The organism is Agromyces sp. Root81 (genome assembly GCF_001429165.1).
Classification (GTDB): Bacteria; Actinomycetota; Actinomycetes; order Actinomycetales; family Microbacteriaceae; genus Agromyces.
The window spans coordinates 598,037-619,863 of the sequence record NZ_LMIR01000002.1 but is presented as its reverse complement, the minus strand read 5'-3'; the positions used below and the strand labels follow the sequence as shown (position 1 = coordinate 619,863).

Genomic DNA, 21,827 nt, shown 5'->3' with positions numbered 1-21,827 from the left:
CTTAACGGCGCCCCTACCCAGCGGGGTCGTGAGGAGTAGAGATGTTCGAGAGATTCACCGACCGAGCCCGTCGTGTCGTCGTCCTGGCCCAAGAAGAGGCCAAGATGCTCAACCACAACTACATCGGCACCGAGCACATCCTGCTCGGGCTCATCCACGAGGGTGAGGGCGTCGCCGCCAAGGCGCTCGAGTCGCTCGGTATCTCGCTCGACGCCGTGCGCGAGCAGGTGCAGGACATCATCGGCCAGGGCCAGCAGCAGCCGACGGGGCACATCCCGTTCACGCCGCGCGCCAAGAAGGTGCTCGAGCTCTCGCTCCGCGAGGCGCTGCAGCTCGGCCACAACTACATCGGCACCGAGCACATCCTCCTCGGGCTCATCCGCGAGGGCGAGGGTGTCGCCGCCCAGGTGCTGGTCAAGCTGGGCGCCGACCTCAACCGCGTGCGCCAGCAGGTCATCCAGCTGCTCTCGGGCTACCAGGGCAAGGAGCAGGTGCAGGTCGGTGCCAACGAGCAGACGACCCCGCAGGGCGGCTCGCAGATCCTCGACCAGTTCGGCCGCAACCTCACGCAGGCCGCTCGCGAGTCGAAGCTCGACCCCGTGATCGGGCGCGAGAAGGAGATCGAGCGGGTCATGCAGATCCTCTCGCGTCGCTCGAAGAACAACCCCGTGCTCATCGGCGAGCCCGGCGTCGGCAAGACCGCCGTCGTCGAGGGGCTCGCGCAGGCCATCGTCAAGGGCGAGGTGCCCGAGACGCTCAAAGACAAGCAGCTCTACTCGCTCGACCTCGGCTCGCTCATCGCCGGCTCCCGCTACCGCGGTGACTTCGAGGAGCGCCTGAAGAAGGTCACGAAGGAGATCCGCACACGCGGCGACATCATCGTCTTCATCGACGAGATCCACACGCTCGTCGGTGCCGGCGCAGCGGAGGGTGCGATCGACGCGGCCTCGATCCTGAAGCCGCTCCTCGCCCGCGGCGAGCTGCAGACCATCGGTGCGACCACGCTCGACGAGTACCGCAAGCACTTCGAGAAGGATGCAGCGCTCGAGCGCCGCTTCCAGCCGATCCAGGTCGCCGAGCCCTCGCTGCCCCACGCGATCAACATCCTCAAGGGGCTGCGCGACCGCTACGAGGCCCACCACAAGGTCTCGATCACCGACGGCGCGATCGTCGCAGCGGCGAACCTCGCCGACCGCTACATCTCCGACCGGTTCCTCCCCGACAAGGCGATCGACCTGATCGACGAGGCCGGCGCACGCCTGCGCCTCTCGATCCTCTCGAGCCCGCCCGAGCTGCGCGAGTTCGACGAGAAGATCGCCGTCGTGCGCGCCGCCAAGGAGACCGCGATCGAGGAGCAGGACTTCGAGAAGGCCGCGTCGCTGCGCGACGAGGAGAAGAACCTCCTCGGCGAGCGTCTGCGCCTCGAGAAGCAGTGGAAGTCGGGCGATGTCAAGACCACAGCGGTCGTCGACGAGGGCCTGATCGCCGAGGTGCTCGCACAGGCCACCGGCATCCCCGTCTTCAAGCTCACCGAAGAGGAGTCCTCGCGACTCGTCTTCATGGAGAAGGCGCTGCACGAGCGCGTCATCGGTCAGGAGGAGGCCATCTCGGCCCTCGCCAAGACCATCCGCCGCACCCGCGCCGGCCTCAAGGACCCGAAGCGCCCCTCGGGCTCGTTCATCTTCGCCGGCCCCACGGGCGTCGGCAAGACCGAGCTCGCCAAGGCGCTCGCCGAGTTCCTCTTCGACGACGAGGCGGCGATGATCTCGCTCGACATGTCGGAGTACGGCGAGAAGCACACGGTCTCGCGCCTCTTCGGCGCCCCTCCCGGCTTCGTCGGCTTCGAGGAGGGCGGCCAGCTCACCGAGAAGGTGCGCCGCAAGCCATTCTCGGTCGTGCTCTTCGACGAGATCGAGAAGGCGCACCCCGACATCTTCAACTCGCTCCTCCAGATCCTGGAGGAGGGCCGGTTGACCGATGGCCAGGGCCGTGTCGTCGACTTCAAGAACACGGTCATCATCATGACGACCAACCTCGGCACGAAGGACATCTCGGGCGGCCCCGTCGGCTTCCAGCTCGAGGGCGACTCGCGCACCGGCTACGACCTCATGAGCGGCAAGGTGAAGGAGGAGCTGAAGAAGCACTTCAAGCCCGAGTTCCTGAACCGCGTCGACGAGATCATCGTCTTCCCGCAGCTCTCCAAGCCCGAGCTGCTGCAGATCGTCGACCTGTTCATCAAGCGGCTCAGCGAGCGCATGCTCGACCGCGACATGACGATCGAGCTCACGCAGTCGGCCAAGGAGCGGCTCATCGAGGTCGGGTTCGACCCGGCCCTCGGCGCCCGCCCGCTGCGCCGCGCGGTGCAGCACGAGGTGGAGGACCGGCTCAGCGAGAAGATCCTGCACGGCGAGCTCAACTCCGGCGATCACGTGCACGTCGACTTCAAGGACGGCGAGTTCGTGTTCACGACCACGCAGCGTGAGCTGCCCGTCTCGGTCAGCGTGAATGCCGCCGCCGCGATCGGCACCGGTCCGGCGACCCCCGACCTCGCGGCGGCGTCGGGCGAGTAGCCGAGAACGACACGAGGGGCGGATGCTGCGGCATCCGCCCCTTCGTCGTTCCCGCCGTCGCGCGGCAATACGATGTCTGCATGACCGAGTTCCACGTGCGCCGGGCGCGCACGAGCGATGTGCCGAAGATCATCGAGCTCGTGGAACCACTCGTGCAACGACGCATCCTGCTCGGCAAGGAGCGTGTCGACCTCTACGGCTCGGTGCAGGAGTTCCGCGTGGCGGAGACCGTCGACGGCCGCCTGGTCGGCGCCGGTGCGCTGCACGTCATGTGGGAGGACCTCGGCGAGGTGCGCACGCTCGCCGTGGACGATGCCTGGCTCGGTCACGGCGTCGGCCACGCCCTGCTCGCCACGCTCGAGGAGGAGGCCAGGGAGCTCGGCCTGCAGCGGCTCTTCTGCCTGACGTTCGAGACCGGCTTCTTCGGCCGGAACGGCTTCGTCGACATGGGCGACGAGACCGTCGACCCCGCCGTGTACGCCGAGCTCGTGCGTTCGCACGACGAGGGTGTCGCCGAGTTCCTCGACCTCGCGCGGGTGAAGCAGAACACGCTCGGCAACACGCGCATGCTGAAGCTGCTCTGAGGGTCGACGCTGCCCAGATCCCACGCTCGGCAACACGCGCATGCTGAAGCTTCTCTGAGACGAGATCCGGCACGCCGCGCGCATACCGCTGGTGGGGGCGGCCCGGTCGTACCCTGTGTGCATGTCGACGAACACACCGGCCGGGCGGCAGTCACCGCAGGTGTACCGCCGTCGGCGCATCGTCGTGCTGATCGGACTCCTCGCGGTGATCATCGCGATCGTCCTGATCATCGTGCGACCGGGTTCGAGCCAGGGCGGCGAGGGCGGCGCTGGAGCCTCACCGAGCACCGAGCCGACGTCGGCCCCCGAGACGACCTCCATCCCGACGGAGCCGACCGCGGCCGACGGCGACCCGTGCGCGCCCGAGAAGGTCGTGGTCGAGGCGATCACCGACAAGTCCTCGTACGAGCCAGGGGAGCAGCCTCAGCTGTCGGTCACGATCACCAACGTCGGCAAGAACGTGTGCGTGCTGAACGCCGGCACGGCCGCGCAGGTCTTCACGATCACGAGCGGCACGGAGACGTACTGGACCTCCACCGACTGCCAGGTCGACGCCATCGACGCGGAGGTCTCGCTGACGCCGGGCACCCCGGTGAGCTCGAGCGTGCCGATCATCTGGGACCGTACTCGCTCCACCCCCGAGACCTGCAGCGGCGCCCGTGAGACAGTGCCCGCCGGCGGCGCCTCGTACCACCTCGCGGTGACGGTCGACGGCTTCGAATCCGCCGAGCAGCGGCAGTTCCTGCTCTACTGACCCGTGCTCTTCGGGCCCTCGCCCTGCGTGCTGTGCGGGTAGCCGGCGAACGCCGGAGTCGAGCCCGCCGGCGGGTCGAAGCGCACGAGTTCGTTGGCCGCCTCGAGTGACGGCGCCGATGACATGAGCTGCTGCTCTGCGGGGTCGAGCGCCCACTTGACGACGAGGTACACATCGCCGCGCTTCACGTCGCGGTAGCGGCGGATGACGGCCTTCGGCAGGGCCGGGTCGTTGCGCACGCACAACCAGGTGTCGCCGTCGAACCGGATCGGTTTCGGGAGGCTGCTTGCCATTGGGGGCTCCTTCGGAGAGGAGCGCGCCGGCCCGCGCGGTGTTGCTTCGATGCTCTGAGCGCCCGGCGACATGATCGCAGGGCAGGATTCGGGTGAATGCGCCGGCGCCGTGGGGTCTACGAGAACGCCGTCGTCTTCGTCGACACCTCGGACCCTCACGGTCCGGCACAGACATCCTAGGACGCTTTCCCGGGAAGTCCACATCCGATTTCGGTGAAGCCCGGAAGCCGGCATTCGGATGCCGCGGAGTGCGCCGTGGGCGGACGTGGCGGGCCCCGCGGCATCCGCTCGGTACCCTTGAGGAATGGCAGGAAAGGCACGACGGAAGCAGGCGGCGGAGCCCGTGGAGTTCCGTTCCCAGGCGCTCGCAGAGGCGCTCGAACGGCAGGACATCGCGGCGGTCGCCCTGGCGCTGCGTCATGGCAACACCGTGGTGCCGCTCGTGAAGCCGGGCCCGCGCGACAAGCCGCTCGACGGTGGCGAGGTGTGGACCTACCGCGACCCGAAGACGGGTGACGTCGCGCTGCTGCTCTTCAGCGACGCCGCGAACAAGCCCGAGAACCTGCCGCCCGCGGTGGGGCTGCAGAGCCCCGCGTGGCTGCGCACCTTCCTGAAGCGGCACGAGTCGACCATCACGACGGTGTTCCTCGACATCGCGGGGCCGCATCCGATGCAGGCCTCGCCGGCCGAGCTGCTCAAGGCGCTCGAGGCGTAGCCCGACGCGGAGTTCGACTCCCGTTCAGCGCAGTTCGAAGATCCGGATGCAGACGAACCCGGGCTCCGGCCTCGCCATGCCGATGAACTGCCGCTCGGCGAGCCATCGGTGGGCCGGGGCATCCGTCTGGAAGACCGGCGCGGTCCGGTAGTAGAGCTCCTCCTCGGTGACCGGTTCACCGGCCGCCAGCCGCCGCTCGAGCTCGTCGGCGGCGACGTAGTAGCCGCGGTTCACGACATCGATCACCGCGCCGTCATCGGCCTCGACGAGGTAGCGCGCGTCGAGCTGCGTGACGTCGCCGCGCGCGACCCACCAGTCGCCGCCGCCGGGCAGCACGCGGCCGTTCAGTCGAGGCCCGCTGACGGTCCCGCCCGTGATCGGCGTGAAGCCCAGTGCTTCGGATGCCCCGCGGCCGATGTGGCGCTCGCCGTCGACCTCGACCCGCAGCTCGAAGACGAAGGCGAGGCTCGGTTCGAGCAGCGTGCTCATCGGGTCGCTCCACGGGGGCCGCCCGTGCTCTCGGTGTGGTCGTTCATCCTGCTCCTTCGCGTCGCATGCAGCGTTCAACGGTATCGGCAACAGCGGGCTCGACCGCTCGACCGCTTGACCCTGCACCGTGGTTCACGGTCGACACTGGCGGCATGACCGCAACCTCCGCCCTGCTCAGCCCCTCTTCCGATGACTCCTACCAGCGCGTCCGATGGGGGCGTGCCGGCGCCGTCTACGACCTCATCGTGACCGTCGGGTTCGCCACGCCCTTCACCGCGCCGCTCCTGCTCGCCCTGACCCGATCGCTCCACGATGCGCTGAATCTGCCGGGTGCCCAGCTCCCCGAACTCGACCCCACCGCGCTCATGTTCACGAGCATGTTCGGCACCGCGGTGACCATGTGGGCGATCGCCCGCATCCTGCGGCCCGAGGCGCGATTCATCGCGATCGACACGGCCGGGCGTGCGGTGTTCTCGCTCTGGATGATCTGGGCGCTGTTGAATGGGCAGAGCGCGACGATCGTCGTGTTCCTGATCGGGGAGGTGACATGGCTGATCCTGCAGCTCAGCGGACTGCTCCGCCTGCGTCGCCGCTGACGACCGGTCCGCTCGCTCGCGCGTCGGGCGTCGCCGTGAGCACCCTGCGGTTCTACGAACGACAGGGGCTGCTCGAGCCCGACGGGCGCTCGGACGGCGGGTATCGCCAGTACTCGCCCGACTCGGTGCGGCGGGTGCGGTTCATCCGTCGCGCCCAGGAGCTCGGGTTCACCCTGCGCGAGGTCCGCGAGGTGCTGGCGCTCTCCGACGAGCCCGGCCGCATCGTGCTCGACGACGTCGCCGAACAGGTCTCCGACAAGCTCGCCGAACTCGACCAGCGGATCGCCGACCTGCGAGGTGTGCGGGCGGCGCTCGCCCTGCTCGTCGAGACCGGGCCGGTGCATCCGACGTGCCCGGTGATCGACGCCATCGTCTGAGCGGCCGCCCGTGCGCTGAGGTGCCGGCGGGCGGGCGCCCTAGAAGGCGGCGTCGAGCTCGCGCTCGCGCGGGCCGGTGGCAGCCATCATGGCGCGCTGCACGGCCGCGTGCACGCTGCCCGCCTCGACGTCGAGGATCGTCGTGTAGCCGAGGCGCTTGGCCTCTGCACTGCGCTGCTTGGCCGCGGTGACGGGGCGCACCTCGCCGGCGAGGCTGATCTCGCCGAACGCCGCGAGCTCGTGGGGGACTGCGCGGTCGCGCATGGCGGAGGCGATCGCGACGGCGATGGCGAGGTCGGCGCCGGGTTCGGCGAGCCGCACACCGCCGACGGTTGAGACGTAGACGTCGTGCTCGCCGAGCGACTTCAGCCCCGCCCGACGCTCGAGCACCGCGATGATCATGGCGACGCGCGAGGGATCGACCCCGTTGACGACGCGGCGCGGCTGCGGGGCCTTCGTGGAGACCACGAGGGCCTGCACCTCGACCGGGAGCGCCCGACGGCCCTCGAGGGCCACGGTGACGCACGTGCCGCTCACGGCGCTGCGGCCGCTCGAGAGGAACAGGCCCGACGGGTCGGGCACCTCGGCGATGCCCTCGCCCGTCATCTCGAAGCAACCGACCTCGTCGGTCGGCCCGAACCGGTTCTTGAGCGCCCGCACGAAGCGCAGGGCGGTCTGCCGGTCGCCCTCGAACTGGCAGACGACGTCGACGAGGTGCTCGAGCAGGCGGGGGCCGGCGATCGAGCCGTCTTTCGTGACGTGGCCGACCAGCAGCACGGGCAGCTGCCGCTCCTTCGCCACGCGGATGAGTGTCGACGCGACCTCGCGCACCTGGCTCGGCTGCCCGGGCAGCCCGTCGGAGAGCGAGGAGGAGACGGTCTGCACCGAGTCGACGATGAGCAGGGCCGGGCGGATGGCATCGACTTGCCCGAGGATCGTCGCGAGGTCGGTCTCAGCGGCCAGGAAGAGCTCGCTCTGCAATGCGCCAGTGCGTCCCGCGCGAAGTCGCACCTGGGCGACCGATTCTTCGGCCGTGACGTAGAGCACCCGTCGGCCGCCCGCGGCGACGCGCGCTGCTACCTCGAGGAGGAGCGTGGACTTGCCCACGCCAGGCTCGCCCGAGAGCAGGATCGCAGCGCCCGCGACGATGCCGCCGCCGAGCACCCGGTCGAACTCGCCGATGCCGCTCGGCCGGTGGGCCGCGTCTTCGGTCTGCACGTCGACGATCGATCGCGCCGTGCGCGCCTCGCCGAGCTGCACGGCCTGCACGGCCCGAACGATGCCGGTGGCTTCGGCCACATCGACGACGGTTCCCCACTGCTGGCACTCGCCGCATCGACCGGCCCACTTGAGGGTGCTCCAGCCGCACTCGGAACAGCGGAACGTGGAGGTGGAGCGGGCCATGCCCCGACCTTAGCCGCGGCCGCCGACAGCGGGCGCTCGACGCGGCGACCCTGGTCGAAGCGCTCGCCGCCGGGTCGCCCCGGGCGTAGCCTGTGCGGCATCCGGGCCCATCGCGTCGTGGTGTGCACCGGCTCCTACCAGCGCGAGCATCGTCCGGGGTTCATCGAGGAGATCGCGCGCGAAGTGCCCGTCGTCGGAGCCGCGGAGTACCGCGCGCCGGACTCGCTGCCCGGCGGCACCGTACTCGTCATCGGCGGCGGCCAGTCCGGCTGCCAGATCGCCCATGAGCTCGCGCACGCCGGCCGTGAGGTCGTGCTCGCCGCGGGCACTGCGCCGGCGATGCCGCGTCGCGTCGACGGGCGCGACATCGTCGACTGGGACGCGGCCCGGTTCGACCGCAACATCCGCTCGATCTTCGCCGAACTCGCCGCCGCCACACCGCCGCTCCTCGGCGATCTCGGGGTGGTCGTCAACGCCGTGGGATTCCGCCCCGACTACAGCTGGATCGCGATGCAGGGGATCGTCGACGACATGGGCTTCCCGCTGCAGGAGGACGGGGCGAGCACTCGCGTTCCCGGCCTGTCCGTCGTCGGCGTGCCATGGATGCGAACGCGCAAGTCGCCGCTGCTGCTCGGCGTCGGCGAGGACGCCGACGTCGTCGTCAGGCGGCTCGCCGGTCGATGATGCGGGAGAGCGAGGTCATCGACTCGCGGCGCCGCGACCTCAGCACGCCCTCGAGCGCCGGCCGGAAGGCGTCGGCCCACACCGCGTAGCCGTGATCGTTCGGGTGGAACATGTCGCGCGCGAACTGCGTCAGGATGCCGCGGAGACCCTGGCGCCGAGTGGCCTCGTGCAGCCCTACGACGACGAGTCCGTGCTCGCGGGCGGCGGCGCGCAGCATCCGATTCGCCTCGGCGACCTTTCGCTCGTTGTGCGGGAAGTGGAAGCACGGCAGGTCGGCGACGACGGCGTGCAGCGGCAGTTCGGCGAAGATCGAGCGGATGTTGCGGTCGAACCGCACCGGATCCCAGTCGGCGATGTCGTTCGCGCCGATCGAGACCGTGACGACGTCGGGCCGGAGGCCGCGGAAGCGCGGCAGCTGGTCGCGCACCGCGAGCGCGGTCGTCGCGCCCGAGACGCTGAGGTTCACGACGCGGACGCTCCGCCCCGTCGACTCGCGCAGCTCGTCCGCGATCATGCCGACGTAGCTGCGGTCGGGGCGGGAGGCGCCGATGCCCTGGGCAGCGCTGTCGCCGATCGCGACGTAGAGCAGCTCGCCATCGGCCTTCGCGTGGTCGCGCCACCACTTCGAGTGGATGGGCAGGGTCTCGTTCAGGGTCGACCGGTTCTCGATCACTCGCGCGCGGAACGGACGCACGCCGAAGCTGCCGAGCACGGTCGACGCGGCGAGCCGGGCGCCGGCGGTGAGGCTCTGGCGCGGGGCGTCGGTACGGGCGATGGGGGAGACGGTCACGAGCAGAACGTATGCCCGAACGCTTCGCGTGAGCTGCATGCCGGCTGAACGTCGGCTGAGGCATCCGCTCGTTTTGGTGGTTGCGGTCTCGTCGTCTACGATTGTCCTCGGTACCGTGTCCGAGCGGCCGAAGGTGCAACTCTCGAAAAGTTGTGTGGGTGAAAGCCCACCGTGGGTTCAAATCCCACCGGTACCGCCATAGAAAACCCCTGGATATCCAGGGGTTTTCTGCTTTCCCGGCGAGGTTGTGGTGCATTCGTGGTGCAAATTCTCGTCGGGCGGATTCTTCGCGTCCCGGCGAGGCGCGCTACTTTGGGTCGTCACCGCCTCGGTGGGTGTTGCGATTGCTGGAGAGTGCTCATGGTCGAAGTAGGCTCGACAACCGACAACACTCAAACCCGGAAGATGGGGCTGACGCCGCTTTGTAGGGATAGGTGCGATTATCACGGGTAAAGAACCACCCCCTTGAAGTGAGATGAAGCTGAGTCGGAAGAAGGGGCGCGGAGCGCGCGGATGCGCGAGATGACGCCGGGTGCAGGCGGTTGGGGCCGGATGCGACCGGCTATCATGCGGACATGACACGGACGAATCCGATCCTGCGGGGGAACCAGGCCTCCGACGAGCTCGGTCCCGGCGTGCTCGTCTTCCTGTGGGTGTTCATCGCCGCAGAACTCGTCGTACCGGCGATCTTCGTGGTCCACCTTGTAACCGGGAACCCGGAAGAGGCTGGTGCCTGGGTGCTCGGTTCGATCGTCTGCGTTCTGGTCGCTCTGCTCCTGATGGCCGGGATGCACTCATCGTCCCGCGACACGCGACAGCTCCGCGCCAAGGGTGTCCCAGGAACTGCGAGGGTGCTCTCCGTGGAGCCGCTGGAGGACGGCTACGCGGTGATCCTGCGGATCTACGTCGACGGCCTCGAGCCATTCGAGACTCGCGCCCGCAGAGGATGGGGCCGCATGAAGGTCGGCGAGACCGTCGAGGTGCTTGTCGACCCCTCGGACCGGCTGTTCACCATCGTCGATCGCTGACCCGCGCTTGCGCGCTGGTTAGGACTCGCTGCGGCCAGGTGCCGGTGGGATGTCTGAGCCGAAGCTCAGGGAGTAGCGCCGGCAACGAGCAGCCGGTACGAGCTGCTGTGGTCGTCTGCACGAACACCGCGGTGCGGGGCCGGTGCCATGTGCCCTGCGTGGCTGCCGCACTTCGAGCAGCTCTGCGCCTCCCGCGAGAACCGGCTGGCGTAGCGGCGCTCGGCGCTGCACTCATTGCAGATCCAGTTCCCGCAGGCGGGGCAGTCGCTCATCGCTCGAGCTCTGGCGCTGTCTGCTCTGTCTGCGCGCCGGCGGCCGGCGAATCGTCGTCTCCGGCGAACAGCTCCGGGTACTTCCGCCGGCGCGCAGCGACGCGCTCGGCTGCTGCCGAGCGCGTCGTCTCGACCGAGGCGATGAATCACTCGGCCCGCGATGAGCTGCCGCAGGTCGCGGTTCGACGCGTCGTCGCGCTCGTTGATGCGGCGCGAGCGCACCACGCTTCCGGAGCGCGTCGGGTTCACGTCGAAGAGCGGGCTCAGCCGCCAGGTTGTGGTCCCGGCCGGGCGCCCCGTGAGCTCGCGCGTGAAGCCGTGGTTCTTCCAGTGGTCGTCGACGTTGCCCACAAGCACAGTGAGCGCCACCCGGCCGAACATCTCCTTGAGGTCCTCGCTTGCTGCACGCTCGGTGACCTGGTCGATGGTGTCGGCGAAGTTCTCGTAGGTCGCGGAGTTCTGCGGGCCGAGTTCCATGGCCGTCATCGCCGACATGTAGCCGACCCGGGTCTGGTGGCCATCGGCAAACTCACCGATTGAGAGCGGCTGCTCAGCGCGTCGTTGACGGGCGTACACAGCATCGGATGATGTTCAGTGCCCCACACATCCGGCGTTGCGTCGGCGAACGCGCCGAACAGCGGCGTGTGTTCGTTGGAGTACATCCGCCCCGACACAAGTGGCAGGTCTGGTGAGATCGCGTAGCGTGCTGGGCTCGCGAGGTACTCGGGAGAGTACTCGAAGGAGCTGCCGCCGAGCCTGCGTCCGCCCCTGAAGGACGCGCGGAGGGACCCGACCGTGATGGGGGCGCCAATGCCCTCGTCGAGGTACATCGACCTCATCGACGAGCTTCGTCTGTTCGTTGCCCATGCCTACAATCCGTTCGCCGATCAAGGTTCGCCCCGCGGTCAAGATCCAAGGATCTGTTGCGGCGCGGAGACGGGTTCAACTCCCGCCGGTACCGCCATAGAAAACCCCTGGCTATCCAGGGGTTTTCTGCACTTCCGTGGGGTCGTGATGCGCATGCCGAGTAGCTGAGGCGAAGTCGGGCGCCCGATCCGTGCCGCGGGCACGACCCCTCCTGCTGTCGGCAACTGAAATGATGGACGCGAAGGACCTCGTCGCGGCTGGGCCGATGGCCACCGGAAAGGTGTGACTATCGTGAGTTCGAACAGCCCTGCGGGCGCAGATGCACTCGACGTCCATTCCCTGACCGAGTCGGTCGTCCTGTCGACCGTGACCACTCATGCGCGACGGCTCGAAAGCGAAAGCGGCATCCGCGCAGGTGTCTCCCGGTTCGACATCGGCTGCGCGGTTGTGATCGTGTTGCTGGTCGGAGTTCCGACGTCGGTGCTCTTCGGCATCATGTCGCTCGATCAGGGATACATCTGGGCGATCGCCGCCGCGGTCATTTCGATCGCCACCGTCGCGATCTGCATCCGGGTGCTTCTCGCAGCGTCTCGTCACAATCGTGAGGCGCCGGAACTGCGATATCGGCTCGAGCGGTTCGCTGCAGACAACGAACTCGACTACGTCCCCGAGGAGCCTGAGCCGAAGCATCCGGGACAGATTTTCTCGCGCGGCCAGGACCGAGTCGCGCACAATCTGATCCGGTGGCCGGGCGAAGGGCTCGAGGTTGCGAACTACAGTTACGTGACGTCTGGCTACCGAGGCATCCGCTCTGTCTGGCAGTGGGGGTATGCAACAGCTCAGCTCGACTCTCCCGCCCCAGCGCTGTTGCTCGCCGGGAAGAAGAACAAGGGCGCGTTCGACGACCGCATCACGGCGCTGTTCGATATCAGGACACCGACTCGCCTCTCCACGCCGGATGGCGGCCGATTCGAGCTGTGGGCGTGGCCACGCGACATCGACGTTGCGCGCCGACTGTTCGATGAGTCGCTGTTGTCCCAGCTCGCCGCGCGCGCAATCGACCTCGAGATCGTCGACGGTCGCGTGTTCCTCTTCTCCAACCGGCCGCTGAGCACGAGCGATCCGGACACCTGGACGTGGATTCTCGAGACGGTGCAGACGATCCAGGATCGGGTCGCTTCGAGCTGACAGAGCGGCGCAGGTGCGACTGATCCGTCGATCTACGCGGATGCTCCTCGGATCCAGGTCGGGCCGCCTGACTACTTCCGCCTCGCTCCCGTGCGCTCGGCGAGGATCCGTGCGGACAGTCTGTTGCTGACCTCGTCTGCGCACAGTACGAGCTCGGTGATCGCAGCGGCTCCCAGACCGCGCCTTCCGACCTTCGCCACCGTGGTCTTGACGCTCGGGCGGGCCGCGCTCGTGAACGGGGCGATGAAGCTCGACCATCGGCGAAGGTCCAGCCTCTCGAGTTCCACCCGGTGCGTTCGCCCGAGCTTCGCGAGCCGCCGGCCTCCGGCCTTGCGCTGACCGAACGCCTCAGAGTAAAGATCGTCGCCCGGCGTCTGAAAGACCTTCGCCTGCTTCTCCGCGGTTCGCTCGATCACCAGGGCGACCTCCTCGGCGTACGCGGGCATTCCTCGAAGCAGACGCCGTTCCTCTGCCACCCATCGCCGCAGCAGCAACTCCTCGCATTCGTCGCACAGCACCTTCGGGAGTACTCCGTCGGCCGCGTAGCCGCACTCGCACCTGATGCGGCTGCGCTGAGGCGACCGAAACGGTCGCCAACCCAATCGATCGCGCAGGAGAGACGCGCCGACGGTGCTGCACCCCAGCTCGTCCGTCAGCACGCCCCGACCAGCGCGGCGCTGTGCGTCGACGACGAGCGCCTGCCAGCGCTCGACATCCGCCGGGCGGAGCAGTTCCTGCGCCGCCGCAGCGTACTCATCGAGGATCGCGAAGGTCTCCGCCTCGTGCGCCGCCGCACGCAACTTCGACGCAGACGTCGCGCCGGGCCACGACGGAAACGTGGTTCGTGCAGCAAGCTCACGCATCCGCGCCGCACCTGCCACGGCCGACGACTCGAACAGCCCCGCGAGCGGCGCATTCGCCGCGAGAACACTGCGCTCGAAACCGTCGACTGCCTCCAATGTGGTCACCTCTCCACCGTATCGACCGTCCGGCCTCACGTCGTTGCGACCACGACGACCTCGCCGGGCCATCCGGCCGTCGTGAAGACCTGCAGGATGGCGGCGGCCGCAGTGGCCGTGCGCACGCGCCGATCAATCCAGCGCCGAGGGCAACGCCGCGGATGAGGCGGGATCGCCGTTCGAGCATGCAGGCCAGACGAGTTGAGCGGGTCCGCGGGGCGAACTGAGCAGCGTCTGTCGCACACGACCTCAGTGCTGCTTGTTCTGCAACTCCCGCCGCAGAGCGACCGCGCCAGCGATCGCCCCCACTGCCCCGAGCGCGAGGATCACGCCGGCGACGATCATCAGACCGTCCGTCATGGTCATGACGAAGACTGCGGCCGTGAAGAGGAACGTCGCTCCGACGAAGTACCAGACGGACGACGATTCGCGCTTCTGCTCGGTGTCACTCACGACGACCACGCTAGGCCACTCGAGCAAAATTCGTCGAGGACCCAGCCTCTGCGAACTCGCCGAGGGTCCAGGCCCGCCGTACGGCATCTGTGCGCGAGGTCGCGCCGAGCTTGGCGTAGATGTGGGTGTTGTGGCGCTTCACGGTGCTGATGGAGATCGAGAGCTTCCGGCTGATTGCCTCGTTGGACAGGCCGTTGCTGATCAACGCCATCACCTCGCGCTCTCGAGGCGAGAGCACCGACTTCGCGAGCTGTGGCGCTGAGCGCTGCTCGGCACTCGGCGCGACCATGCGCACGGCGGCGATCAGCTCAGCCGAGGTGGCGAACTTCGAGATGAAAGTGCTCGCCCCGGCGGTGAGCAGGGAGTCCGTGAGCACTCGATCGCGGTGCATGGTGACGACGACGACGCGGGTGCCTGGCGATTCCGCGAGCACACGGGTGATTGTCGAGAGCACGGGAACGCCGGGCATCTCCACGTCGAGCATCAGCACATCGGGGCGCGCGGCGAGTGTCGCAGCGAGGGCGCCGGCGCCGTCGGATGCTTCGCCCTCGACCTCGACGCCGGTCTCTGCGGCCAGCAGCGCGCGCATGCCGGCGCGGAAGATGTCGTGGTCGTCGGCGACGACGACTCGGATCGCTCTGTCACTACTCATCGTCGTGTTCTCGATTGGCCAGCTGACTCGTCTCGCGAGATCAGCGTGAGGTGGGCACCCGGGGACGGGAACAGAATCGGAATGCCCGGTTGCATGATGGTGCCCTTCCCCTCAGGTTGGAACGAGCCGTGAAAACGGCTCCAGTGAAGGTATGTCCGGTCACGGTTGCACGGTTGCACGGTTGCACGGTTGCACGGTTGCACGGTTGCACGGTTGCACGGTTGCACGGTTGCACGAAGCGCGCATCGGCGAAGACGCTTCTACAAGGTCTGTTTCCGGAAGGCACCAAGTCGTTACATCTCCGTGCGCTTCCCTTCGTGACGGTGCTTGTCGCACCGGCTCTTCTCGTAGTCATCTGGCGGTCTCTGAAACGTCAGCGGCGTTCTCGAGCTGCGCGTTCCATGTGCCGCTGGATGAGCACCCTGTGGGTGATCGCGATCATCGTCGGGTTGATCCTGGTCATTACGAGCTACCCGGAGATGGATTTGCTGGTTTGGGTGGTACTCGGCCCGTATGGCATTGCCATGCTCCCGATGCTCATCTTGACGCTCATCCTCAGCACCAATGAGTTCTACCCGGTGCGTCAAGTAAGGCCCGCCAGTCGGCCGAGAGGAGCCTTTGTCGCGCACTGCGTCAGGAGGTCGGTCCTGTCTGTTCACCCGGGTTCACGACGATGCGGTTGCCATGGATGTCGCCCTGGCCGCCGTCCTCGATGATCGACGTCGTCGGCTCCTCGTCGACCGGCCACTCGGCTCGATGCGGGCGCCTTCCGAGGTAGTTCGCCTCGTACGCCTCGAGCGCGCCGCGACCGGGCTCCTGCGCCGGCGGCCCAGACCGCTTCGTGAAGATCCTGATCACCATGCCGACGCCGATCGATCCCCAGAGCGCCGCGGCGATCCACGGACCGGCCGATTCAGGGAACAGCACCAGGAGCACCGCCACGGCCGCAAGGCTGGCGATCCCGACGACGGTCCAGATGATCTTCGACATCACGTTCTCCCTATCCGGCGATCATACGCATGACCGGTGGAACGCCGCCGCTGGGCGCTACTCGACCATGCGAAGAGGAAGGATTCCTCTCCCTACGCGCGAAACGCGGACCCTATCGGCCTCTCCTTGCGGGCACCCCGCCCGGCTATTGAGCGGCTGCAAATTGATGAGCAGGCAGGCCCGTCGCCTCTCCCTACAGAGCGAGGGATCTGCCGCAATCAGCGCCCAGGACGAATTCGGGTTCGTCATGGGTGCGCCTGCCTTGGGAACGGGCATGATCGCCGCCACACTGATGTCCACGCTGGCGCTCGCTGCTTCCGGCCCAGGCAAGTAGTGCAGAGCCCGTCGCCGAAGACGTGAACTGCACGATCATCCTGGACACCAACGACACGGTCTGCGTGCCCATCGGGGAGGATGACCTCGCAGCCGCCGTCCTCAAGGAGATGGGCTTCACGCTCGTCGAGTCGACCACCGCCCCGACTGACGCACAGCTCGCCCGCGCGGGTGAGCAGAGAGTCGCGTACATTCTCGCGAAGTTCTACGACGACGAGGGACTTCTGATTGAGAACACGGACCGGCGCCTTGTCAGAGAACCCTGGTAGCCTACGGATGTGGCTATCACCCGAATCTCCTAGCTGAGGACCCGCTTCCCCACCAGAAGTGTGTCCTTTTCGCTTTCAATCGGAGTTTTCGGATCATGATCACTGTTCATGATGTCGTGCTGCGCGCGGGTGCCCGCCTGCTGCTCTCAGACATCTCATTTACCGTCTCCCCCGGAGACCGCATCGGCCTCGTCGGGCGCAATGGCGCAGGCAAGACCACTCTCATGTCGGCGCTTGCTGGCGTGTCCGCCCCCGTCGAGGGCTCGATCACCACAACCGGTGATGTCGGCTACCTCTCGCAAGACTCCCGCGCCACCGACCCCTCGGTCAGCGTGACAGAGCGTGTCCTTTCGGCCCGCGGGCTCGACCATGCCGTGCGGGACCTGCTCGCAGCCGAGGCGGCGCTGTCCGCGGCATCGGATGAGGCCGCGCTCGATCGCGCGATGCGCGGCTATGTGCGCGCGGATGCCGTGTTCCAGGCAGGTGGGGGTTACGCCGCCGAGGCGGAGGTCGCTCAGGTGGCGGCAGGCCTCGGCTTGCCGGAACGGGTACTGTCCAGCCCGGTCGGCACGCTCTCGGGTGGACAGCGGCGCCGCGTCGAGCTGGCCCGCATCCTGTTCGGAGGGCGCAACCGCGTGCTACTGCTCGACGAGCCGACGAACCACCTCGACGTCGACTCGATCGCATGGCTCCGCACGTTCCTACAAGGGCATCGCGGCGGTCTCGTCCTCATCAGCCACGACACCAGCTTGCTTGCCGACGTGATCAACCGCGTATTCCACCTCGATCCCACTCGTGCCGCCATCGACGTGTACAACACCGGATGGAACCAACACCTGGCGCAGCGGGCCGCGGACGAGCGGCGAAGGACCCGGGAGCGGGCCAACGCCGAGCGCAAGGCTGCGGCGCTCCATACCCAGGCCGACCGGATGAAGGCGCGCTCCGCCACCGCGACGATGGCGCGCAGCATGGCCCGTCGCGCCGATCGGATGCTTGCCGATCTCGATCCGGTGCGCCGCGTCGAGAAGGTCGCCCGCATCGCGCTTCCCGAGCCGGAGCCGTGCGGACGGATGCCACTCGGCGCGGTGAGCCTGACCAAGGCGTATGAGGGCCGGACGATCTTCGACGGCATCGACCTCGCCGTCGACCGCGGGAGCCGGATAGTGGTGCTCGGGTTCAACGGCGCGGGGAAGACGACGCTGCTGCGCGTGCTCGCCGGGCAGGAGCAGCCCGACGGCGGCCGGGTGGTGCACGGTCATGGCCTGCGCCTGGGCTACTTCGCGCAGGAGCACGACACTCTCTCGATCGAGCGCACCGTGCAGCAGAACTTGTCCGACGCCGCGCCGCACCTCAGCGATGGCGAGGCGCGGCAAGTGCTCGGCGCGTTCCTGTTCAGCGGGGACGACGCTGACAAGAAGGTGGGCATCCTCTCCGGAGGGGAGAAGACCCGCCTCGCCCTGGCCACGCTAGTGCACTCCGGGGCGAACGTGCTGCTGCTCGACGAGCCGACGAACAACCTCGACCCAGCCTCTCGCGACGAGGTGCTCGCGGCGATCGGCTCCTACCCCGGGGCGGTCGTCATGGTAACGCACGACGAGCAGGCGCTCGACGCGCTCCGTCCCGACCGGGTACTGCTGTTGCCGGATGCGGACGAAGACCTCTGGCGCGAGAGCTATCGAGAGCTCGTCGCCCTCGACTGAGATCCGGTTGTTCCGGCAACGACACATCTCTTGGCCGCAGGACTTCGTCACCACTCAGCGCCACCGAACCAGTCACCAGGGGGGCTTTCTTGTGCGGTCTGACCGAAAGGAACAGGCAACAGGCCGTGGTGGACACGACCGAGATGATCGCCCCTCTCTTCGCCCCCGAAATTACGCGAGCGTGAATGCGTGCGCCATCGATGGAACCGCGACCCTACCCGCGTAGATCATCGATGGCCGGGCCGGTGAGACCTCTTCACTGGCTCGGCGGCTGGCTGTTCTGGACGTTCTGGGCCTGGCGTTGATCGAGGCTGAAGCCCTTGCTTCCTGCCGCATTCCCGCAACAATGGCGTCATGACCGGATCTGCTGACCGCTTGACGCTCCTCGATGTGGAGGACGTGACGAAGGAATTCGACGGCGTGAGGGGTGCAGCGCAGACGACGGTGCTCCGCGGAGTATCGCTCCGGGTCGCGCCCGGTGAGATGGTCGCGATAGTTGGTCCATCCGGTTCCGGGAAGTCGACACTGCTGTACTGCCTTGCAGGGCTCGAGCCGGTGTCCACAGGTCGGGTGAAGTTGTTCGGCCGCGACATCGCGACGCTCGGTCGCAACGCGCTGGCGAAGCTCCGTCGCGACCAGATCGGCTTCGTGTTCCAGGCCTACAACCTGATCCCGTCGCTGTCCGCCGAGGAGAATGCAGGGTTGCCCGGCAGGCTCGCACGTCGCAAGGGCGCCGCCTCGGCGGCCCGATCAGCCCTGGAAGCAGTCGGACTGTCTTCCCGAGGCAGGTTCCTTCCAGGCAAGCTGTCGGGCGGGCAGCAGCAACGCGTGGCGATCGCCCGGGTTCTGGCGTCAGGTGCGATGCTGGTGTTCGCCGATGAGCCGACAGGTGCCCTGGACACGCGGACCGGCGAGCAAGTGCTGTCGCTGCTTCGCGACGCGGCAACGGGCGAGCGCAGCGTCGTGATCGTCACGCATGACCTCGAGGCAGCATCGCGTGCCGATCGAGTACTCGTGCTGCGCGACGGCGTGATCCACGCTGAACTTCACGCGCCGACCTCCGAGAACGTCTTGGAGGCTGTGCGCGCAGCCGGCGAGGAAGTGCCTGCCGCATGATCATCTCAGTCGCCGCGCGGGAACTCGTCCGGGGCTGGCGTCTCTGGGCCGGCAGCCTGGCCGTCATCGTCGCATCGGCAGCAGTGTGTGCAGCGGCGATCTCGCAGTTCGAGACCGCGGCTGCCCTTCCGGAGGACGACGGAGTTGCGTTGCAGTCGATGAGCCAAGGCATCGTCGCGTTCGGGCTTCTCGCGGCGATCGCCATCACAGCCGCAACGACCAATCTCGCTGTCGCTTCCGGTCGGCGCGGGTATGCGCTGCTCCAACTGGCGGGGGCGCTTCCGAGGCAGCTTGTCGTGATCGTGTTCGTGCAGCTGCTCATCCTCGCCGCCACGGGCGTCAGTCTTGGCCTCGGCGTCGGCCGCCTGCTCGCCGGACCGATGCTCGAGCTCACGATCGCGCAGATCAGCCTGCGCGAGGTTCCCGAGGCATCGTTCGGGCACACCACCATCGTGTGGACGCTCTCCCTGATGGGCGGTGTCGTGCTCATCTCCGGCGCGCGGGCTGCCTTCCGCGCAGGACGTGTGCGGCCGATCGAAGCGTTGCGAGATCCGGAGCCCCCGCGGATCCGCATGGGAACGATGCGCTGGATCGGCGTCGGCATCGCAGCTGCCGCCGCTCTGGGGCTCGGCCTCGGTCTGGCACTCGCGAGGCCCCGGCTGGACGGAGATGGCCAGCTGGTCGGACTCTCCGCGGTCACGGGGCTCAGCATGATGCTGAGCATCGCCCTGACCGCGCTCGTTGCCGCGAGCGGACCAGTGCTGTACCCGCTCGTGCTGCGTGCCTGGACTGCGGCGGTGCCTTCGGGCGGATCGGGCACCTGGTTCCTCGCTCGCCGCTCCTGCAGCTACCGGATCACGCAGAGCACCGCTGCAGTTACACCGCTCATGGTCGGCATCGCCCTGCCCGGCGCGATGTACACCATGGCCCTCACCACGGCCCAGGCCACCGATGGACCGGTTGATGTGAACTCAGGCTCGATCTTCACAGTCCTCGGCCCTGCGCTGCTGCTCGCTGCGCTCGGGGCCGCCGCGATCGTGTTCATGACGGGTCGCACCCGAGAACGCGACGGGGCGCTCGTGCAGATCAGCGGCGGCACCATCGCCACGACAGCGTTGTCCGCGGCCTTCGAAGCAATGATCTACGTGATGACCGCGTTCCTGCTCGCCGCTGCGGTCTTCGTCCTCGTCGGACTCGCCGCGTCGATCTCCCTCGCCGGCGCGGTGCCTGGAATAGTGCCCGTGTTCGGCATCGCGACCGCGGCGCTCATCGGACTCGCCGGCCTGGTGATCGTCGGCATCGCGACCGTCGGGCCGGCGGTGACGCCGTCACGACGGACGATCCCTGCGATCCTCGCGGTGGAGTGAGGATCGCAGTGGCTCGGAGCGGGGCGATGGGGGCGGTCCCTGGCGGCGAAGTCGGCGTCAATCGGTTCCGATCATCAGCCCGGCGACGAGCATGACGCCGACTGCGAGCGCGAATCCGCCGCCGACGTGGACCGCAGTCCGAACGACCGACCACGTCGTCGTCGCTGCGTCGGTTCGCGACGCGTCTATCTCCGTCACGGGCGTGACCCTATCTGGAGAGGCCGCCTCGCTCGCCTCAGGCCGTGCGCGACGTCTCCTGGTACTTTCTTGCGGCACGGGCGGCCGGGATGATGCCGATGAGCACCCAGCCGAGAAGCCAGACGATGGACGAACCGATCAGAGCAGAAGCGACAGCGCTCGCGCCGACAAGTGCAGCGATGATGCCGACGATCGCAGCGACGATCAGGCCGAATCCTGCGATCGCGATGAACGGAGCCGAGGCGCGATTGACGACGACCCACGCCTGGTCATCGCTCAGCGTCAGCTTCGTGCGATAGCCGAAGATCCAATTGCGAGGGAGCGTGCCCCGACGACACTCTCGCGCCCACCAGAGCACGAGAACTCCCACGGCGAGGATCACGGCGGATGCGGAAATCGTCTCGATCATGTCATCCTCTCGGTTTCGATCATCAGGTCCAGTTGCTCCTCCGGAGGCTACGAGATGCCTCGCGGCGACGACAAGGTACCGAGGTACCACTTCCGTGGGCCCGAGGACCAACACAACTTGCTCTTCGTCGAATCGCTTTCGCACTGAGGCGTGGTTGCTGGCACTCAGCTCCGCGGCCGCTCAGAAGTCGAAGCTCGCGGAGCCTGTATTTTCGGCTCAGTGCTGACCCTCTTGAGTGAGAAGCGCCTGGATCTTGCTGTACCGGGCGGACATTCGCGGATCGGCGAGGAAGTCATCGAGATCCGCGTCGACCTCGAAGTCGATGACTTCAAGCAGCGTGATCGCCAGCGATGCGACCGGCGCGCTGTCCCCGGTTCGGAGGAAGTCCCGCCACGCCTCGACCGTGGTCAAGGCCCGAAGCGCTTCGGTGTCCATGTCGCCGTCGGAGAGGGTTCCAGCATCGATGAGCCGAAGCCAGTCGTCGATCGTGGAGGCATCCGCCTTCGTGAGGTTGGCGCATGCCGTGAGAAAGGCCGTGGCGGCCTCCGGGGTGAACTCGGCTGCTGCCACTGCTTCGAGGTCATCGAACCGGGTGAGTTCTTCCGCGGCGTAGGTCGCCATGCGGCGGCGACCGACGCCGTCCGCCGCCGCCGCCCATTGCCGTATCGATTCTTCGACGTCCGTGTATCGCACAGTCCAACCTTCCCAGACGCCGGTCTCCCGTTCATCCCGCCCCCGCCAACTGTGAGCGAAACTCGCTATTTACTCCG

26 protein-coding genes and 1 tRNA gene are annotated in these 21,827 nt (G+C 67.8%); 14 read left to right on the top strand and 13 right to left on the bottom strand.

Going from position 1 to position 21,827, the window contains the following annotated elements; all coding sequences use genetic code 11:
* Positions 1–41 precede the first annotated feature (41 nt).
* The 3 genes from ASE14_RS07950 (at position 42) to ASE14_RS07940 (ending at position 3,908) form a co-directional block, all read left to right on the top strand.
* Positions 42–2,570: an ATP-dependent Clp protease ATP-binding subunit gene (locus tag ASE14_RS07950; protein WP_056653209.1), complete on the top strand. Its 2,529-nt coding sequence runs from the start codon at positions 42–44 to the stop codon at positions 2,568–2,570.
* 80 nt (positions 2,571–2,650) lie between these two features.
* Positions 2,651–3,154 carry an amino-acid N-acetyltransferase gene (locus ASE14_RS07945; RefSeq protein WP_056653208.1) on the top strand — a complete coding sequence of 168 codons (504 nt, stop codon included), beginning with the start codon at positions 2,651–2,653 and terminating at the stop codon, positions 3,152–3,154.
* 121 nt (positions 3,155–3,275) lie between these two features.
* On the top strand, positions 3,276–3,908 hold the full coding sequence (locus ASE14_RS07940; RefSeq protein ID WP_056653207.1) for a hypothetical protein: 633 nt from the start codon (positions 3,276–3,278) through the stop codon (positions 3,906–3,908).
* Here the strand turns inward: ASE14_RS07940 and ASE14_RS07935 are convergent.
* Complete coding sequence (locus ASE14_RS07935; RefSeq protein ID WP_056653204.1) at positions 3,902–4,201, bottom strand: hypothetical protein; 300 nt, start codon at positions 4,199–4,201, stop codon at positions 3,902–3,904. The genes ASE14_RS07940 and ASE14_RS07935 overlap by 7 nt on opposite strands.
* A gap of 304 nt (positions 4,202–4,505) precedes the next feature.
* On the opposite strand from ASE14_RS07935, the gene ASE14_RS07930 reads away from it, so the two are divergent.
* Entirely contained in the window at positions 4,506–4,916 is a 411-nt protein-coding gene (locus tag ASE14_RS07930; protein WP_056653201.1) for a hypothetical protein, read from the top strand.
* A gap of 24 nt (positions 4,917–4,940) precedes the next feature.
* Here the strand turns inward: ASE14_RS07930 and ASE14_RS07925 are convergent, their stop codons facing one another.
* Positions 4,941–5,405: a DUF3237 domain-containing protein gene (locus tag ASE14_RS07925; RefSeq protein ID WP_056653198.1), complete on the bottom strand. Its 465-nt coding sequence runs from the start codon at positions 5,403–5,405 to the stop codon at positions 4,941–4,943.
* A 152-nt stretch (positions 5,406–5,557) separates the two neighbouring features.
* Between ASE14_RS07925 and ASE14_RS20780 the strand changes: the two genes are divergently transcribed.
* Together ASE14_RS20780 and ASE14_RS20775 are read left to right on the top strand one after the other, a co-directional pair.
* A complete protein-coding gene (locus tag ASE14_RS20780; protein ID WP_056653191.1) occupies positions 5,558–6,001 on the top strand; it encodes a hypothetical protein in 444 nt (147 codons plus the stop codon).
* Complete coding sequence (locus tag ASE14_RS20775; RefSeq protein ID WP_056653187.1) at positions 5,953–6,378, top strand: heavy metal-responsive transcriptional regulator; 426 nt, start codon at positions 5,953–5,955, stop codon at positions 6,376–6,378. The genes ASE14_RS20780 and ASE14_RS20775 overlap by 49 nt, the downstream gene beginning before the upstream one ends.
* Positions 6,379–6,417: 39 nt before the next feature.
* Here ASE14_RS20775 and radA read toward each other — a convergent pair whose 3' ends face one another.
* Entirely contained in the window at positions 6,418–7,782 is a 1,365-nt protein-coding gene (gene radA, locus ASE14_RS07910; protein ID WP_056653184.1) for a DNA repair protein RadA, read from the bottom strand.
* Between radA and ASE14_RS20770 the strand changes: the two genes are divergently transcribed.
* A complete protein-coding gene (locus ASE14_RS20770) occupies positions 7,678–8,466 on the top strand; it encodes an NAD(P)-binding domain-containing protein (protein WP_255356090.1) in 789 nt (262 codons plus the stop codon). The two genes, radA and ASE14_RS20770, sit on opposite strands and share 105 nt — an antisense overlap.
* Here ASE14_RS20770 and ASE14_RS07900 read toward each other — a convergent pair.
* Positions 8,444–9,256: an SGNH/GDSL hydrolase family protein gene (locus ASE14_RS07900; RefSeq protein ID WP_235511141.1), complete on the bottom strand. Its 813-nt coding sequence runs from the start codon at positions 9,254–9,256 to the stop codon at positions 8,444–8,446. The two genes, ASE14_RS20770 and ASE14_RS07900, sit on opposite strands and share 23 nt — an antisense overlap.
* A 109-nt stretch (positions 9,257–9,365) precedes the next feature.
* Here ASE14_RS07900 and ASE14_RS07895 point away from each other — a divergent pair.
* Both ASE14_RS07895 and ASE14_RS07890 read left to right on the top strand, forming a co-directional pair.
* Positions 9,366–9,455: transfer RNA gene (locus ASE14_RS07895), tRNA-Ser, on the top strand.
* 376 nt (positions 9,456–9,831) lie between these two features.
* The gene (locus ASE14_RS07890) at positions 9,832–10,284 is read left to right on the top strand and encodes a hypothetical protein (RefSeq protein ID WP_056653178.1); all 453 of its coding nucleotides are present in this window, start codon (positions 9,832–9,834) and stop codon (positions 10,282–10,284) included.
* A gap of 65 nt (positions 10,285–10,349) precedes the next feature.
* Here the strand turns inward: ASE14_RS07890 and ASE14_RS07885 are convergent, their stop codons facing one another.
* Together ASE14_RS07885 and ASE14_RS21400 are read right to left on the bottom strand one after the other, a co-directional pair.
* Entirely contained in the window at positions 10,350–11,132 is a 783-nt protein-coding gene (locus ASE14_RS07885) for a HipA domain-containing protein (RefSeq protein ID WP_255356076.1), read from the bottom strand.
* On the bottom strand, positions 11,039–11,386 hold the full coding sequence (locus ASE14_RS21400; protein ID WP_162257717.1) for a HipA N-terminal domain-containing protein: 348 nt from the start codon (positions 11,384–11,386) through the stop codon (positions 11,039–11,041). Before ASE14_RS21400 ends, ASE14_RS07885 begins: the two co-directional genes overlap by 94 nt.
* Before the next feature lie 328 nt (positions 11,387–11,714).
* On the opposite strand from ASE14_RS21400, the gene ASE14_RS07875 reads away from it, so the two are divergent.
* Positions 11,715–12,611: a hypothetical protein gene (locus ASE14_RS07875; RefSeq protein ID WP_056653167.1), complete on the top strand. Its 897-nt coding sequence runs from the start codon at positions 11,715–11,717 to the stop codon at positions 12,609–12,611.
* Between the two features lie 71 nt (positions 12,612–12,682).
* Here ASE14_RS07875 and ASE14_RS07870 read toward each other — a convergent pair whose 3' ends face one another.
* The 4 genes from ASE14_RS07870 to ASE14_RS07855 form a co-directional block, all read right to left on the bottom strand.
* Entirely contained in the window at positions 12,683–13,579 is an 897-nt protein-coding gene (locus ASE14_RS07870; RefSeq protein WP_157372868.1) for a hypothetical protein, read from the bottom strand.
* 240 nt (positions 13,580–13,819) lie between these two features.
* Positions 13,820–14,023, bottom strand: a complete 204-nt coding sequence (locus ASE14_RS07865; RefSeq protein WP_157372867.1) for a hypothetical protein — start codon at positions 14,021–14,023, stop codon at positions 13,820–13,822.
* A gap of 10 nt (positions 14,024–14,033) precedes the next feature.
* Positions 14,034–14,675 (bottom strand): response regulator transcription factor, encoded by a 642-nt coding sequence (locus ASE14_RS07860; protein WP_056653157.1) that lies wholly within the window; start codon positions 14,673–14,675, stop codon positions 14,034–14,036.
* Between the two features lie 633 nt (positions 14,676–15,308).
* On the bottom strand, positions 15,309–15,665 hold the full coding sequence (locus ASE14_RS07855; protein ID WP_056653154.1) for a hypothetical protein: 357 nt from the start codon (positions 15,663–15,665) through the stop codon (positions 15,309–15,311).
* 356 nt (positions 15,666–16,021) lie between these two features.
* Here ASE14_RS07855 and ASE14_RS07850 point away from each other — a divergent pair, with 356 nt between their 5' ends.
* From ASE14_RS07850 to ASE14_RS07835, 4 genes are all read left to right on the top strand, one after another.
* Entirely contained in the window at positions 16,022–16,267 is a 246-nt protein-coding gene (locus tag ASE14_RS07850) for a hypothetical protein (protein WP_056653151.1), read from the top strand.
* A gap of 95 nt (positions 16,268–16,362) precedes the next feature.
* Positions 16,363–17,967, top strand: coding sequence for an ABC-F family ATP-binding cassette domain-containing protein (locus ASE14_RS07845; RefSeq protein ID WP_200953293.1), 1,605 nt, complete (start codon positions 16,363–16,365; stop codon positions 17,965–17,967).
* Between the two features lie 354 nt (positions 17,968–18,321).
* The gene (locus tag ASE14_RS07840; RefSeq protein ID WP_056653148.1) at positions 18,322–19,083 is read left to right on the top strand and encodes an ABC transporter ATP-binding protein; all 762 of its coding nucleotides are present in this window, start codon (positions 18,322–18,324) and stop codon (positions 19,081–19,083) included.
* A complete protein-coding gene (locus ASE14_RS07835; RefSeq protein ID WP_056653145.1) occupies positions 19,080–20,450 on the top strand; it encodes an ABC transporter permease in 1,371 nt (456 codons plus the stop codon). Before ASE14_RS07840 ends, ASE14_RS07835 begins: the two co-directional genes overlap by 4 nt.
* Before the next feature lie 57 nt (positions 20,451–20,507).
* On the opposite strand, the gene ASE14_RS20420 is transcribed toward ASE14_RS07835, so the two are convergent.
* From ASE14_RS20420 to ASE14_RS07825, 3 genes are all read right to left on the bottom strand, one after another.
* Positions 20,508–20,648: a hypothetical protein gene (locus ASE14_RS20420; protein WP_157372866.1), complete on the bottom strand. Its 141-nt coding sequence runs from the start codon at positions 20,646–20,648 to the stop codon at positions 20,508–20,510.
* A 37-nt stretch (positions 20,649–20,685) separates the two neighbouring features.
* Positions 20,686–21,057 (bottom strand): SdpI family protein, encoded by a 372-nt coding sequence (locus ASE14_RS07830; protein WP_056653142.1) that lies wholly within the window; start codon positions 21,055–21,057, stop codon positions 20,686–20,688.
* A gap of 216 nt (positions 21,058–21,273) precedes the next feature.
* The gene (locus ASE14_RS07825; RefSeq protein WP_056653139.1) at positions 21,274–21,750 is read right to left on the bottom strand and encodes a hypothetical protein; all 477 of its coding nucleotides are present in this window, start codon (positions 21,748–21,750) and stop codon (positions 21,274–21,276) included.
* Positions 21,751–21,827 lie beyond the last annotated feature (77 nt).